This window comes from Desulfosediminicola ganghwensis (assembly GCF_005116675.2).
GTDB classification, from domain to species: Bacteria; Desulfobacterota; Desulfobulbia; order Desulfobulbales; family Desulfocapsaceae; genus Desulfopila; species Desulfopila ganghwensis.
Genome location: NZ_CP050699.1, coordinates 4921900 through 4936003, shown reverse-complemented (window position 1 = coordinate 4936003; position 14104 = coordinate 4921900). Strand labels below are relative to the sequence as shown.

General features: G+C 49.3%; 12 protein-coding genes. 10 read left to right on the top strand and 2 right to left on the bottom strand.

What is annotated here, in order from left to right; genetic code table 11:
* Positions 1-145: 145 nt before the first annotated feature.
* Together FCL45_RS21185 and FCL45_RS21180 are read left to right on the top strand one after the other, a co-directional pair.
* On the top strand, positions 146-826 hold the full coding sequence (locus tag FCL45_RS21185; protein WP_136797015.1) for a hypothetical protein: 681 nt from the start codon (positions 146-148) through the stop codon (positions 824-826).
* A 376-nt stretch (positions 827-1202) separates the two neighbouring features.
* Complete coding sequence (locus FCL45_RS21180; protein ID WP_217907614.1) at positions 1203-2423, top strand: lytic murein transglycosylase; 1221 nt, start codon at positions 1203-1205, stop codon at positions 2421-2423.
* A 351-nt stretch (positions 2424-2774) separates the two neighbouring features.
* Here the strand turns inward: FCL45_RS21180 and FCL45_RS21175 are convergent, their stop codons facing one another.
* Together FCL45_RS21175 and FCL45_RS21170 are read right to left on the bottom strand one after the other, a co-directional pair.
* Positions 2775-3440, bottom strand: coding sequence for a YiaD family glycine zipper/OmpA-like lipoprotein (locus tag FCL45_RS21175; RefSeq protein ID WP_136797013.1), 666 nt, complete (start codon positions 3438-3440; stop codon positions 2775-2777).
* A gap of 424 nt (positions 3441-3864) precedes the next feature.
* On the bottom strand, positions 3865-5250 hold the full coding sequence (locus FCL45_RS21170; RefSeq protein ID WP_136797012.1) for an aspartate kinase: 1386 nt from the start codon (positions 5248-5250) through the stop codon (positions 3865-3867).
* Between the two features lie 1078 nt (positions 5251-6328).
* Between FCL45_RS21170 and ndhC the strand changes: the two genes are divergently transcribed.
* The 8 genes from ndhC to FCL45_RS21130 are packed head-to-tail and all read left to right on the top strand — an operon-like array spanning position 6329 to position 14100.
* Entirely contained in the window at positions 6329-6688 is a 360-nt protein-coding gene (gene ndhC, locus FCL45_RS21165) for an NADH-quinone oxidoreductase subunit A (RefSeq protein ID WP_136797011.1), read from the top strand.
* Entirely contained in the window at positions 6679-7191 is a 513-nt protein-coding gene (locus FCL45_RS21160; protein WP_136797010.1) for an NADH-quinone oxidoreductase subunit B, read from the top strand. Before ndhC ends, FCL45_RS21160 begins: the two co-directional genes overlap by 10 nt.
* A gap of 14 nt (positions 7192-7205) precedes the next feature.
* Positions 7206-8909, top strand: coding sequence for an NADH-quinone oxidoreductase subunit D (locus FCL45_RS21155; RefSeq protein WP_419175556.1), 1704 nt, complete (start codon positions 7206-7208; stop codon positions 8907-8909).
* On the top strand, positions 8906-9412 hold the full coding sequence (locus FCL45_RS21150) for an NADH-quinone oxidoreductase subunit NuoE family protein (protein ID WP_136797008.1): 507 nt from the start codon (positions 8906-8908) through the stop codon (positions 9410-9412). The genes FCL45_RS21155 and FCL45_RS21150 overlap by 4 nt, the downstream gene beginning before the upstream one ends.
* Before the next feature lie 20 nt (positions 9413-9432).
* On the top strand, positions 9433-10722 hold the full coding sequence (gene nuoF, locus FCL45_RS21145; RefSeq protein WP_136797057.1) for an NADH-quinone oxidoreductase subunit NuoF: 1290 nt from the start codon (positions 9433-9435) through the stop codon (positions 10720-10722).
* Between the two features lie 8 nt (positions 10723-10730).
* The gene (locus FCL45_RS21140; RefSeq protein WP_136797007.1) at positions 10731-12293 is read left to right on the top strand and encodes an NADH-quinone oxidoreductase subunit G; all 1563 of its coding nucleotides are present in this window, start codon (positions 10731-10733) and stop codon (positions 12291-12293) included.
* Positions 12280-13566, top strand: coding sequence for a complex I subunit 1/NuoH family protein (locus FCL45_RS21135; RefSeq protein ID WP_136797006.1), 1287 nt, complete (start codon positions 12280-12282; stop codon positions 13564-13566). Before FCL45_RS21140 ends, FCL45_RS21135 begins: the two co-directional genes overlap by 14 nt.
* A 9-nt stretch (positions 13567-13575) precedes the next feature.
* The gene (locus tag FCL45_RS21130; RefSeq protein ID WP_136797005.1) at positions 13576-14100 is read left to right on the top strand and encodes a NuoI/complex I 23 kDa subunit family protein; all 525 of its coding nucleotides are present in this window, start codon (positions 13576-13578) and stop codon (positions 14098-14100) included.
* The last annotated feature ends 4 nt before the right edge of the window (positions 14101-14104 follow it).

Sequence of the window (14104 nt, the reverse complement as noted above, 5' to 3'; positions counted from 1 at the left end):
TAATACGTATGGGTGTAATGGGTTGAGCTTCAGGCGCTGCAACAAAGGAGCACAGAGGTTCCACCCGGGTTCTTTTTGAAGTCGAGTCAAAAAGCAAATCGTGCCTGTTCGGGCACTTTCAGATACGTCATGAAGTGATACAAATATGAGTAATACAAGAAAGACATCGGGTAAGAAAAAAGTATCCCAGAGCGGGATGAAAAATAAATACTGGAAACAGGTCTTTGCCCTGGCTGACACCAAAGCCTGGCAAGATTTGTGCACCTTGGTTGAGAAAAACCGTTGGCTGGCCACAACAGCAATCAGTAGCTCCATGTTACCGGATTATCTGGCAGACGATAAAGATTATGGTTTGCTGAGGCTGCTGGCGAACGTGGAGGATATCCCCGCGGGGGTCATCAGAAAAATCATATCTTTTGGAGCCCGGGATACCAAAGGCAGGTGCTATCTGGTACGGCTCCTGGCCGGCGGTGAGGACCTGAGCGCAGGTGCTGCTGTTGAATCGGTGGCCCTGGCGGAACGTGAGGCTTTGGCCGACTCTCCGCTGGTGGCGGCTGAGCTCCTGAAAACAGCGGAGCGGCCGATTGAGGTCATTCAACAAATGCAGCGGACACTCGAACAGGGGATTAATGACAGCGATCCGCAGCGTCGTGCGCTGGCTGAACGTTGCCTGGACAGGTCGCAACTTTTTTATGATCTGGTACTTCTCCTCCAGGATGAGGGTGCCGAAAACAGATTGGTTGATTGTCTGGCCAGTGAAGAACTGCTGTTGAGTTTTCTCAACCAGGAAAAAAGGGATTGGAGTAATATCGTAACGTTCCTTTAGGCAGAGGTTGGCAAATGCCGGAACGAATCAGTCGCGTCGGAAAAGACGGAGTTTTCCTCGTGGCCATTGTAGCCCGGCGCCCTGTATGCAGATATTAATGAGATAAAAATGACAGGATTCGACAAACGACCTTCCGCAGTTTGTACAGATTGTATTCGTTATTCTTTCAATTCAGAAGATGTAGGAACGTCCTGTGGACGAATCCGTGGGCAAAATGTCTGCAAGGGAATATTTGTCGATACTTCGGACCCGATTAACTGGAAAGAGTGTACCGCTTGCGACGGGACTGGCAAGGAGTCTGTATCTATAGACTGTGTTGCCTGTCAGGGAAGCGGTTGGATACTGACCAGAAGACGTAGTTAAGGGGAAAATGAATATGCAACGACTTCGATATGTGCTTTTAGCACTGCTATATACTGTTGGCTTGACTGTTAATGCGGTTGCTGCCGACGACAACAACCAGACTATGGAAAACTTCCAGTCCTGGCTTGCCGGCTTTAAAACAGAAGCCATTGGCCAGGGTGTGGATGAAGCAACCTGGAACCTGGCCTTTGAGAGTATCGATGAACCCGACATGAAGGTTCTCGAGAGAGCGGCGTATCAGCCGGAGTTTGTCCAGGAAGTCTGGCAGTATCTCGACAGGAGGATAACTCCAGCCGTGATTGAACGAGGTCGCAGTCTGGCTGAAGAGCATATGGCCACCTTTGCTCTTTTAGAGCGGCAATTTGGCATTAGCCGTTATGTGCTGCTGGCTATCTGGTCTATGGAGTCGAACTACGGGGCTGTACTACAACGGAAAGAAATTCTTCACTATATTCCTCAGGCATTGGCAACGCTGGCCTGGGGGGATGAGAGAAGGAGCGGGTTCGCTCAGTCTCAATTGATTACAGCCTTGAAAATACTGCAAGCCGGGGATATTGATCGTGATGGTATGCTCGGATCATGGGCCGGGGCCATGGGACATACCCAATTTATTCCGACCAGCTATGAGTCCTATGCGGTCGATATCGACGGCAATGGAAAAAGAGATATTTGGAATTCTGTGCCGGACGCATTAGGAACAGCAGCCAATCTGCTTGCCAAAAATGGCTGGCGTGCAGGAAAGACCTGGGGGTATGAGGTCATCTTACCAAAAGGTATAGGCCAGTATGCCGATCAGACAAAAACTTTGGCCGAATGGGCTGAACTTGGAGTAGTTCGACCGGCTGGAAAACAGTTCCCCCGGCCGGGAGATAGTGGAGTTTTAAAAATATTTGCCGGAGAAAATGGTCCAGGTTTTCTCATGATCAAAAACTTTTATGTAATTAAACGGTATAACAACTCAGACAGTTACGCGCTGGCGGTGGGACTCCTGGCAGACAATATTGCAGGCTATGGTGGGATGTCGAAGGAATGGCCCCGTATGAAGAATGATCTCACTGCTGAAGAGCGGCTTGAGATTCAGCGCCTGTTACGTGAGAAAGGGCTGTATGAGGGAGAACTGGATGGTTTTCTCGGTCGTGGTTCCAGATCTGCAATTCGCCAATTCGAAATCCAGACGGGGCTCCAGGTCAATGGTTTGCCGAGTCGTAATGTCCTGGAGGCATTACGGCGCTAATGCTAATTTCTTGACGGTTTCGAGTTGAAATCCGAAAAACAGAGTTTGCCGCAACCCTTTCTAAACGAAAGTGGATATGTATGGTTCTCAAAAGGATGTCCACTGGGGCTGAAGAGAGAAAAATGACTTACCGGCATGGGAAGCCCGGAACTGGAGGGGCGCCTAAAGCGGCTGAGGTGTTTTGCTGGTACGTATAAAGAGGCCTGGAATATTTTGCTGAGCAGGTAGTCGGATGCCCAGCAGGCATGAAGCAAAAAAAGCCCGATGTGTTTCACATCGGGCTTTTTTTTTCTGAAATTCGGTGGGTGAAAATCATCACCCTCTAAAATCAGATTTTAGTACTGTCAGATTCTAGTACTGGGCGACACCGTTTGCATCGGGAATAATGATGACTTCAACGCGCCTGTTCATAGCGTGATCGGAAGAGATCGGCTGTGATTCGCCATAACCGATGGTTGCAATTCTTCTGCCATCAACACCCTGCTGAACGAGGACATTTTTAACTGCAGTCGCACGTCTTTCAGAGAGGCGCTTGTTGTACTCTTCTGCACCACGGGAGTCAGTGTGACCGGCAACCTGAATGTGGGTCTGTGGATAATTGTTCAATACGGTGGCCACTCTGGCAAGTTCGCTAATTCCACCAGATTTGACAGTGGCCGAATCGTAGTCGAAGAAGGCCTCAGACTTGAAGGTTGCTCTGAGTATGTCCTGCTCTCTTCTGATGCTGGCAGCATCAGAAGCCGCGATGGCCTGACGCAGATCCTGCTCCTGACGATCCATGTAGCGACCTACCTGGTTTCCGGTAACACCACCAAGGGCTGCACCGATACCGGCTCCAAGCAGCGTAGCTTCAGTGCTGCCACCGATGGCCTGGCCTACGATGGCACCAAGCCCGGCGCCAACGCCGGCACCGACTGCTGTACCCTGGGTTTGTTTGTTCTGGCCGGCACACCCGGCAAGGGTAAGAGCGAGTACTACAACGAGTACTTTGGAAAAATGGGCCCAGTATTTCTTCATACGAATATCTCCTTACTTATGGTTCTTTAGACACCTGGGGGGGGGGCGTTTGGTCTCGAAAAAGGTTAAATTAACGAATGATTCGTTTTTAAGAGCCTAAAACGCTATCAACTTTGATACCACATTCACCTTGCGATGCAAGATAAAATTGCCAACCGGCAATGAAAACGAATAATGTGAAGGATATCTGCGTATCTGGTTGTAACTGTAGGCTTTAGCTGTATCTGATTGTGGCTGGAAGGAGGAGTGAAAGGGAATAATTGACGGGGTATCAGATGGTTATGGATTGATTAAGGAGAACTGCGGATTGTTGAGGTCGTTGACGCGGAAACCGGTATCTCCTGTTCCATGAAAATAACCGGGTCTGAGAGCGGGGGCTGTTGCCACGATCTCAGGCCCGGAAAATAGCAATTATACAAAGTGCTTACTTGCAGAGAGCATTGTGAAGGGCTCGCTGTGCCTGCGCGAATTGATCACGGTGCACGATAAACTGCATGTTGGTCTGGCGCGAGGTCTGGGAGACAGCAAGTATATTGATACCATCGGTGGCAAGGGCCTGGGATGCTTTGGCCATGATGCCGGGCTGGGCAATATTGGAGCCGATTGCACATACTATTGCCACCAGTGTGGTGGATACAGTTTCAAAGGTATCGCTGAGTTCGGCAACGAGTCTTGGAGTACAGTCTTTTTCCTCAATTATCAGATCAATGGTGTTGGCATTGGTCACTTTACTGATATAGGAGACACCATGTTTGACGAAAACATTCATGATGCGGAGATCAAATCCTACCTCACCCACCATTCTGGTATCATGAATCTCAAGGCATGCGACTGAAGCCGAGCCGGTAACTATCTCGACTTTAGAGGTCGGGGCAATGAACTCTTTGGTGATAGTTGTTCCAGGATGGTCCGGGTCAAATGCATTTTTTACCCGGATCGGGATGGAATTGATCTCAAGTGGCTTGGAGGCTTTGGGGTGAATTGCCTCCATACCGACATCGGCCAGCTGGTCGGCAACATCATAGTTCGTGTTGCAGACCGGGTGAACTTCCTCTTCACCGACAATGAGCGGATCGCCGGAACAGAGATGGTATTCTTTATGAATGATCGCCTCTGAGGCTCCAAGAAGTACTGCCACCTTGGAGAACGTAACCTCAGAGTAACCCCGATCAAATTCCCGCATAATGCCTTCGGTGCCTTTGGTGTAACCGGTGGCGAAACAAATGGTGGAGAAAGGATCGATTTTATCAAAGCTGTCCTTGATGCGGTCATCGATGGTCATCTGTCTGCCATCTTCCCAGCCGCTCAAATCCACGAAAGTAGTATTGTAACCTCTGTTTTTCAGGATATTTGCTGAGTTGAAGGCGCTGTGCATCTCGCCGAGTGAGGCAAGAAGTTCACGTGCAGCGAGTAACACCTCCTGGCGGCTGACATATCCGGAACCGAGAACATTTTCCATAGAACGAAGGATATTGATAGCCAGATCTATGCGATCTCCAATGAAGTCGTTGGCCTCTTTGAGGTCCAGGCCAGCTTCAACGAACTGCTCGTTTAAGGCGAAGAGGGCGTCTCGCAGGGCGAGCAGTTTGATCGGGTAATTTTCCTGTTCAACGAAGAGTTTGTATATCCCTGGTTTTCCGCTTTTCTTGTGCTCGAGAAGCTCGTTGGTTATGCCGGCGTAAGCTGAAACAGTGTAAATACGCCCGTAAATTTCCTGCTCTTTACATAGAATGACATTATCAATGATCTCAGGAAAGCGAGCCATTGATGTTCCACCAATTTTCTCGACACGAAGATTATACGTTCTCATAATTTTTAATGCTGGAGGAGGTTCTAAAAGACCTGAAAACTGAGAGCTGCGGCATGAGCATCAGGTGTTTTGGGATATCCAGGACAGGAGTTCCTGAAAAACGGATGTGCAACCAAGATTTTGATACGGAATCATCCGTACATTTAACAGAGAATGATCTTTTTATCATGGATATCGAATTCAATGCAAGCAGTTTTTCGGCAGCCTTAAAATATACGATTTGATAAATCTTTAATCTGATTGCTCCCGCAACTCTGCAGGACTGGACGGGGGATAAGCGGTGTACTTGGAATTAATCTGTTTAATAGATTATGTGGATGATGGTGCTGAGTAGGAGAAAACTCAAATAAAACACGACCTGATGGAGTGACACTGCCAACTCCCCACCTCAAAAAGCCAAAATCAGGAATAGGCGGCGATCTGAATCGTTTATTTCCACCTGGCCGTAATTTTATCTCTTCAACACGTTGGTCACTTTTACGTAAATAAGTGGTGTACACCTGTTTTCCTGTCGATAATCACTGGTTCAACAAAAAAATTACTATTACGTAAACGTCATTCATGGATTCGCATTGAGGGCGTAATGTGCAACCGATTTGTGCGGAAAGACAAAAGGATGAGCATAAGGTGAGTTGCAATATGTCATCTGTATTATTGATATGTGGGCGTCCGTGATAGCTGAAGGTAGTCATTTTGTGCGATCCTGCTGGTGATGTGCCGTGAGGCTCGTGTGGCGCCTAACCTATTAAAAGACTGTGAGGGCCGTTCCTTTTCTGCTATCTTCTGCGTTATCCGCATGTAGACGTGTGCGGGAACCATTTAGTCACAGAATTACCCGATCTTAAATGAGCTGGTAATACCTCAGCGCAGTAGTATCGATTGCACATTGGGCACAACTTCAGGAAAATGTTTGCACAACCTAATGGCTAGAAGGCTTATTAAGTTCCCGATTAAACGTATTTGTAGTGCTTGACAATGGCTTGATCTCCTTGGTAATTGATGCGTATTCAACTCGTAAATGTGTGTGTTTATCACATAAACCTCAAAGTGCAGTTGAACGTCGGAGGGAAGTGCGCGTATGTCGACAGAACTCGTTTTATCTACAGCAGTATTCTTTGGGTTGGCGATAATTATCCCAGCATTCATGCTTGTTACGGCAATTTTTGGGCCAAGAGCTGGTGGTGTCGCCAAAAATGATCCGTACGAAAGCGGAATCAAGAATGTCGTTGGCCTGGCCGATCAGAAGTTCAGTGTGAAGTTTTATCTGTTGGCCATTCTCTTTCTCATCTTCGATATCGAAGCAGTTTTTATGTATCCGTGGGCGGTAAGTCTCCGTGATCTCGGAATGTTCGGGTTTCTCGAGATGGCTGTGTTCATCGTACTGTTACTTACCGGACTTATTTACATTTTACAGAAAGGGGTGCTCAATTGGCGTTAGGATTGGAAGCCGCTCTAGGCGAAACGGTTATTACCACCAGGCTGGATCAGGTTGTCAATTGGGGCCGACAGTATTCACTGTGGCCAATGGTATTTGGTACCGCATGCTGCGCTATCGAGTTTATGAGTGCCGCTGCCAGTCAGCATGATATCTCACGTTTTGGCGCTGAAGTTGTTCGTTTTTCTCCTCGTCAGGCGGATCTCATGCTGGTCTGTGGAACTATCAGCTACAAGCAGGCACCTATCCTCAAGCGAATTTATGATCAGATGCCGGAACCTAAATGGGTAGTGGCAATGGGGGCATGTGCAAGTTCCGGTGGAATATATGACAACTACTCGACAGTACAGGGGATTCATAACGTAATTCCGGTAGATGTGTATATTTCCGGTTGTCCGCCACGGCCAGAGGCCGTGTTGGATGCGTTGATAAAGATCCAGGAGCAGATCCAGACAGAGAGCGTACTGGAAGATCGTCATAAAGATTACATAGGGATCCTAGACTGATCATGAATGCGAACGTGACTGAAAAAATCTGCAGTTTTTTTCCGGATGTAGAATGCAGGCAAGTGCTTGACTATGTAGAGATCACCGTTCTTCCGGAAAAGCTTGAGGAAACACTTACTAAACTGAAGAACTATCCTGATCTTGATTTCGGGCTGCTGGTGGATATCACAGCGATCGATTATCGGGATTTTCCTGATAAAAAGGATAGTCGCTTCTATGTCGTGTATACCCTGAGGAACTGGCATGATAGCTTGCTGGTTCAGGTTAGGACTCCGGTTGAGGATCCTGAGATAGGGGTGCCCACTTGCTCAAATATCTGGAGTTCAGCAAACTGGGGGGAACGGGAGGTGTATGATCAGTATGGCATTCATTTCATCGGTCATCCTGATCTGCGCAGAATCCTGAACCACTGGCAATTCGAAGGACATCCATTACGTAAGGATTACGACATCGTCAAAAGGCAGGTCTGCCATGAGACCTACTCCATGGAAGACGAGATCAAGGCGAGGTTGCAATCGAAGGGGGTCGATGAGACCACCATGAAGGATATCAATACCGAGATCATGTTTCTGAATCTCGGACCATCTCACCCCGCGACCCACGGTGCGATCCGCATCTTCACCGCTCTCGATGGTGAGAGTATCCTGGCTAACGTTAACGAGATCGGTTATCTCCACCGTGGCTTCGAAAAGACAGCAGAAGACAGAACGTACAATCAGATAGTGCCGCTGACCGACCGGTTGAATTATTGCTCATCCATGATGAACAATATCGCTTACGTGAAGGCGGTAGAGTCATGGATGGGGATAGAGATTACCGAGCGGGCCAAGTTCATGCGGGTAGTCCTCTCGGAGTTCTACAGGGTACAGGATCACCTGGTCTGTATAGCGGCGAATCTGGTTGATATGGGAGGCCTTACCAACTACTGGTACCTCTACAACGAAAAAGAGTCCTCATATGATCTTATTTCACGTTTGACCGGTGCCCGTCTGACCAGCTCTTTCACAAGGATCGGTGGGATGTATCGCGATTTTTATGAGGGTTGGGAGCATGACATGGAAGCGCAACTGAAGACCATTGAAAAAGGTGTTTCAGATTCGCTGGCGCTGGTACTCAAGAACCGGATCGTCCATGACCGTACCCAGGGCGTCTGTGTCCTGCCGAAAGATACGGCACTCTCCTATGGCTTCACCGGGCCATGCCTGAGAGCGAGCGGTGTGCCATTCGATCTCAGAAAAGATAACCCGTATTACAACTACGAATCTTTCGACTTCAATATTCCGGTGGGCTCCAGCGGTGATATCTACGATCGTATTATGGTCAGATTCGAGGAGATTTTCGAGTCGATAAAAATTATCCGTCAGGCCATGAAATATATTCCTGAAGGGCCTGTCTTCATTGACGATCATTCAGCAGTGCTTCCGCCAAAAGAGCAGGTGTACGGCAATATTGAAGGCCTTGCCAACCACTTCAAACTGGTCATTGAAGGAATCAAAGTACCTAAAGGTGAGTGGTATGACAGCTTTGAGGCTGCTAACGGGGAATTGGGCTTTCACTTTGTTTCCGACGGATCTGGCAAACCCTACAAACTCAAGGTGCGTCCGCCATGTTTTTACATAATGGGTGGATTCCATGAGATGGTCGAAGGCGAGATGATCGCAGACGCCGTAATCAATCTTGGGAGTATCAACATTATTGGCGGGGAGTTAGACAGATGAGCGACAGATCAGAGCTGATTACCACAGGAAAGGAGTTCACTTTCGACGAGGTGCGTGACGCCGAGTTTGAGCGGTTGGTCAAGCGCTATCCTACCCGCGAATCGATGATCCTGCCGGCGCTCTGGCTGGTACAGGAACAGGCGGGCTGGATCAGTGTGGAGGCCATGGCCTATATCGCCGACAGGATCGGTACCTTCGCTGCCAAAGTCTATGAGGCTGCGACCTTTTACACCATGTTCAACCTCAAGCCCCTGGGCAAATATCATATCTGCGTTTGCCGTACACTTTCCTGCTGGCTGCGGGAAAAACAGGAGATTGTCGACTATTTGGGTCAGGAAGTTGGGGTGCAGCCGGGCAAGGTGAGTGAGGATGGTCGATTCAGTCTTGAAGAGGTCGAATGTCTTGGTCATTGCGGTACAGCGCCTGTTGTCCAGGTAAACGGAGAGTTTTACGAGGAGATGGATGTGGACAAGATCAAAGCTCTACTGGCCACGCTGGAATAGGAGGTGCGACCATGCATGAAATGGAAGTGAAAATTCTCAGCGAAAAGTTTGAAATTGAAAATGCGAATCTCCTGAAAGTGGCCAAGGAGCATGGTGCCTACTCGACACTGGATAAGCTGTTTTCAATGGAACCTGTCGATGTCACGGAAGAGGTGAAAAAAGCGGGTTTGCGTGGTCGGGGTGGAGCAGGTTTTCCCGCTGGCGTCAAGTGGGGATTTCTCCCCAAAGATACTGGCAAACCGACCTATTTAGCTGTCAACTCCGATGAGTCTGAACCAGCGACCTTTAAGGACAGGTACATCCTCGTTCGTGATCCGCATATGCTGATCGAGGGGATCATCATCTGCTGCTGGGCCATTGGTTGTCACGACGTTTATATCTACATCCGCGGTGAATATACCACCCAGGTCAAGGTGTTGCAGGCTGCAATCGATGAGGCGTATGCGGCTGGCTATCTGGGAGAAAAAGTCGCTGGTCAGGATTTCAGAATCGACGTTACGGTTCATCGTGGTGCAGGCGCCTATGTTTGTGGTGAAGAGACTGCGCTGCTGGAGTCAATCGAGGGCAAGAAAGGACAACCCAGGTCAAAACCGCCTTTTCCGGCGGTGGAAGGACTCTATGGTTGCCCGACTATCATCAATAATGTGCAGACCATCGCCAGCCTGCCTTTCATCATGACCAATGGTGCGGAGGCATATAGCGTCTACGGTACCGAGAAAAGCGCGGGAACACACCTGTTCGGCATATCGGGACACGTTGAAAAGCCCGGGATGTACGAGTTGCCGCTTGGGCTGCCATTGCTGGAGGTCCTCGAAAAGGTTGCCGGTGGTGTCTGGAAGGGACGCAAGCTGAAGGGTGTTATCCCTGGTGGAAGCTCAACACCGGTGTTGACCGCTGAAGAAGCCAAAACAGTAACGCTTGATTACGAGTCCATGGCGGAACATGGCACCATGTTCGGTTCCGGCGGTATCGTGGTCCTCGATGAGACTGTGGATGTGGTCAAACTGGTGCAGAATCTCATCCACTTCTATCACCATGAGTCCTGCGGTCAGTGTACACCCTGTCGTGAGGGGCTCGGCTGGATGAAGAAGATCATCGGGAAGTTGCTGGAAGGCGAGGGTACCATGGCGGATATAGAGCTGCTCAGGGAACTCTGCGACAACATTGAGATGAAAACCGTCTGTGTACTTTCGGCTGCCTGTACCATGCCGGTGCGCAGTTATCTGGATAAGTTCCGGCATGAGTTTGAGGCATACGCGAAAGACAGAGTGAATAGTGCACCTGCAAATGTCGAGCTGCAACGGAATTAGGGGTGATCATGGCTGATATGCTGAAATTATTTGTAAACGGCGAGGAGGTAGAGGTCGAATCCGGCAAGAACCTGATTGATGCAATCGGTGCGGTCGGAATTGAGATTCCTCATCTCTGTTATCATCCTGCTTTGGGTGCCGATGGCAACTGCAGGATGTGCCTGGTTGGTATCGAGGATGGCAGGCCACCGCTGGTGCCGGCCTGCAAGACTCCGGCGATGGAGGGGATGCGGGTCCAGCTTGATACTGAAAAAATTAAAAAGATCCAGCGCGATGTTATGGAGCTGGAGCTCATCAACCACCCGGTGGATTGTCCGATTTGTGATCAGGCGGGTGAATGCAAGCTGCAGGATTATTACATGGAGCATGACCTGCAGGAGAGCAGGATGCGGGTTGCCCAGGTGAAAAAGTCCAAGAATCTGGATTTTGGCTGCGGCGTAGTTCACGATCAGGAACGCTGTGTACTCTGCGGGCGCTGTGTACGGTTTACCAGGCAGATAACCGGGACTGGTGAACTGGGAATCGTCAATCGAACGGATACTGCCAGAGTAAACATCTTCCCTGGTAGACCCTTGAACAATCGATACGCCCTCAATGTGGTCGATCTTTGCCCGGTTGGTGCCATGACCAGCAGAGATTTTCGTTTCAGTCAGCGGGTCTGGTTCCTGAAAAAGGATGAAGGGATCTGTCATGGCTGCGCGAAGGGATGCAACATCCATATCGATCATAATCGCGAAAAATATAAAGATGACGTGATTTACCGCTACCGCGCCCGTCATAACGATCTGGTCAATGGCTACTTCATCTGTGATGAGGGGCGGATGAGCTATAAGAGTGAAAATGAGAACCGTCTGACTGAGGCCACGGTAAAGGGTGATCTGGTAGCAGTCAGTGAAGCGGTGCATACCATCAGGCAGGAGCTTAGCGAGGCAAAAAAACCGCTGATATTGGTTTCACCCAACTCAAGCCTGGAGCAACAGTGGGCAGTAAAACGGTTGGCAACCTTGTCGGGGGTAGAATGTTTTGGCTACAGCGATGCGTACATCAAAGAGGGTGACGGAGACGACTACCTGATCCGGGATGACAAGTCAGCCAACCGCAAAGGGTTGGAACTCATTGAAATAGAAACCAGCAAACAACGTTTTGAGGAGGCCCTGGCCGAGTGTGACCTGCTGGTAAATTTTGATAACGATCTGTTCAGATTTGATGCCAATGAAGAGATGAAGGCGGTGGTTGCAGGCAAGAAGGTGATCGCCATCTCAACTCATGCCAACTATCTGACGGATAACGGGACTGTAGTTTTGCCGGTGGCATCATACAGCGAATATGGCGGCTGCGTCGTCAATGAGGATGGGATTCTGCAAGCCTTCTCACCGGTGGTTCGAAAAAACGAAGAACTGATCGATGTTCTGGAAGTTACCCGTATGCTGGGTGGCGATGTTAGCGATAGTGGTCAGGCCTGGTCAGGGATACGAAGTGCTGTACCTGAGCTGGCCGAGGTTCAACCGGATCTGATCCCGGCAGAGGGATTGCAACTTTCAGTGAGTGAGGAGGCCCATGTCAGCGCTTGATATTCTTCTAATCGTTGTTCGTATAGCCTTCGGTGCCTTTGTCCCTCTCAGCTTTGTGGCTGTGTTGGTATGGATGGAGCGGCGTGGTGCAGGTTTCTTTCAGGATCGTGCCGGCCCAAACCGTTGTAATGTGATGGGTTACAGAGCCGCCGGTCTCATTCAGAATATCGCCGATGCAGTAAAGTTGATATTCAAAGAGGACATCGTTCCGGGCCATATCAAACACAAGTTTTATTTCATCCTGGCGCCATCACTGGTTTTCATAACCGCCATCCTCTCTTTTGCGGTTGTTCCTTTCGCCGATACTCTGGTGCTTGGAGAAAATTCATACGTGATGCAGGCAATTCCGACTGATGTCGGCATTCTCTGGTTTCTCGCGGTGGTCGGCTTTGGTGTCTACGGGATAATTCTGGCTGGTTGGTCATCACATAACAAATATGGTGTGCTTGGTGGATTGCGGGCAGCAGCCCAGGTGATCAGTTATGAAATTCCGATGGGACTTGCCCTTGTGGCTCTCCTTACGGTGTACAGCACGGTGAACCTGAGCGAAATGGCGCAATTTCAAGGCCAGTTGCTGTTCGGCTTTATTCCGATGTGGGGTGTTTTTTTACAGCCAATTGGCGTAATCATCTTCATCGTTGCCGCCTTTGCCGAGACCAACCGTACGCCGTTTGACCTGGCGGAAGGCGAAAGCGAGATAGTTGCAGGCTTTCATGTGGAATACTCCTCCATGAAGTTTGCCCTGTTTTTCATGGGTGAGTATGTGGCCATGTTTGTTTCTTCGGCACTGATTGTCACCCTTTATTTCGGCAGTTACCAGATCCCGTGGTTCAGCACCGAGACTCTTGTCAATCATATCAAACCGGTGGCGTTGGTACTAATGGTGGCAATACCGGTTGCCGCCTATTACTTCGCAAACTGGATGAAGAAAAACAACAGGAGCCACTACGATCGTCCGGACGATCCCCGGGTACGTGAAGCCAAGGCATATGCTGCGGTGCTCTGGAGCCTGGTGGTAATTCTTGAAGTGATCTTCATAAGCTTTCTGATCTTTTCTTCAGGTGAGTCCGGCAGCAGGGTATTGGTGGCATTACTGCAGATGGGATGTTTCCTGTTCAAGACCTTTCTGATGTGCTTCGTCTATGTCTGGGTGCGGTGGACCCTCCCCCGGTTCCGCTACGATCAGCTGCAGAGACTTGGTTGGCAGAAACTTTTGCCACTGGCTCTGCTCAACATCTTCATTACCAGTGCAGTAGTCGTATCACTGGGCTGAGGGACGTTTATGACTGCAAAAGTAAAAACCATTGAACGAAAAGGTGGAACATTTCTCGAGCAGCTCTATCTGGTCGAAGTGGTCAAGGGGATGGTTGTAACGTTTGGTCACTTCTTCAGAAACCTGATGGATAACTCGCGACTTTATGTACGCCATTACCCGGAGGTACAACCGGAAATTACTTCTCGCTGGCGGGGAAGGCACCGGTTGACCAAGAGGGAAGACGGTACGGTGAAATGCGTAGCCTGTTTCATGTGCCAGACAAACTGCCCTTCAAAATGCATCATGATTGAGGCAGGGGAACGGACAGATGGTGTTACGGAGAAAATGCCGGTCAAATTCGACATCGACCTGCTTGAGTGCATTTACTGCGGATATTGTGTGGAGGCATGTCCGCTTGATGCCATTCGCATGGACACTGGAATCTTTTCAGTAACCAGCTATACGAGGGAATCAATGATGCTCCGCCTGAATGACCTGCTTGAAACGCCTGCTGGTTTTACAGAAGACGAATACAAGAAAGGAGGATGCTGATATC

Excerpts from the sequence above, each read along its gene's own strand:
- FCL45_RS21175 (WP_136797013.1), bottom strand. The coding sequence starts at position 3,440 with ATGAAGAAATACTGGGCCCATTTTTCCAAAGTACTCGTTGTAGTACTC.
- FCL45_RS21185 (WP_136797015.1), top strand. The coding sequence starts at position 146 with ATGAGTAATACAAGAAAGACATCGGGTAAGAAAAAAGTATCCCAGAGC.
- FCL45_RS21170 (WP_136797012.1), bottom strand. The coding sequence starts at position 5,250 with ATGAGAACGTATAATCTTCGTGTCGAGAAAATTGGTGGAACATCAATG.
- FCL45_RS21140 (WP_136797007.1), top strand. The coding sequence starts at position 10,731 with ATGGCTGATATGCTGAAATTATTTGTAAACGGCGAGGAGGTAGAGGTC.
- FCL45_RS21180 (WP_217907614.1), top strand. The coding sequence starts at position 1,203 with ATGCAACGACTTCGATATGTGCTTTTAGCACTGCTATATACTGTTGGC.
- nuoF (WP_136797057.1), top strand. The coding sequence starts at position 9,433 with ATGGAAGTGAAAATTCTCAGCGAAAAGTTTGAAATTGAAAATGCGAAT.
- FCL45_RS21150 (WP_136797008.1), top strand. The coding sequence starts at position 8,906 with ATGAGCGACAGATCAGAGCTGATTACCACAGGAAAGGAGTTCACTTTC.
- ndhC (WP_136797011.1), top strand. The coding sequence starts at position 6,329 with ATGTCGACAGAACTCGTTTTATCTACAGCAGTATTCTTTGGGTTGGCG.
- FCL45_RS21130 (WP_136797005.1), top strand. The coding sequence starts at position 13,576 with ATGACTGCAAAAGTAAAAACCATTGAACGAAAAGGTGGAACATTTCTC.
- FCL45_RS21135 (WP_136797006.1), top strand. The coding sequence starts at position 12,280 with ATGTCAGCGCTTGATATTCTTCTAATCGTTGTTCGTATAGCCTTCGGT.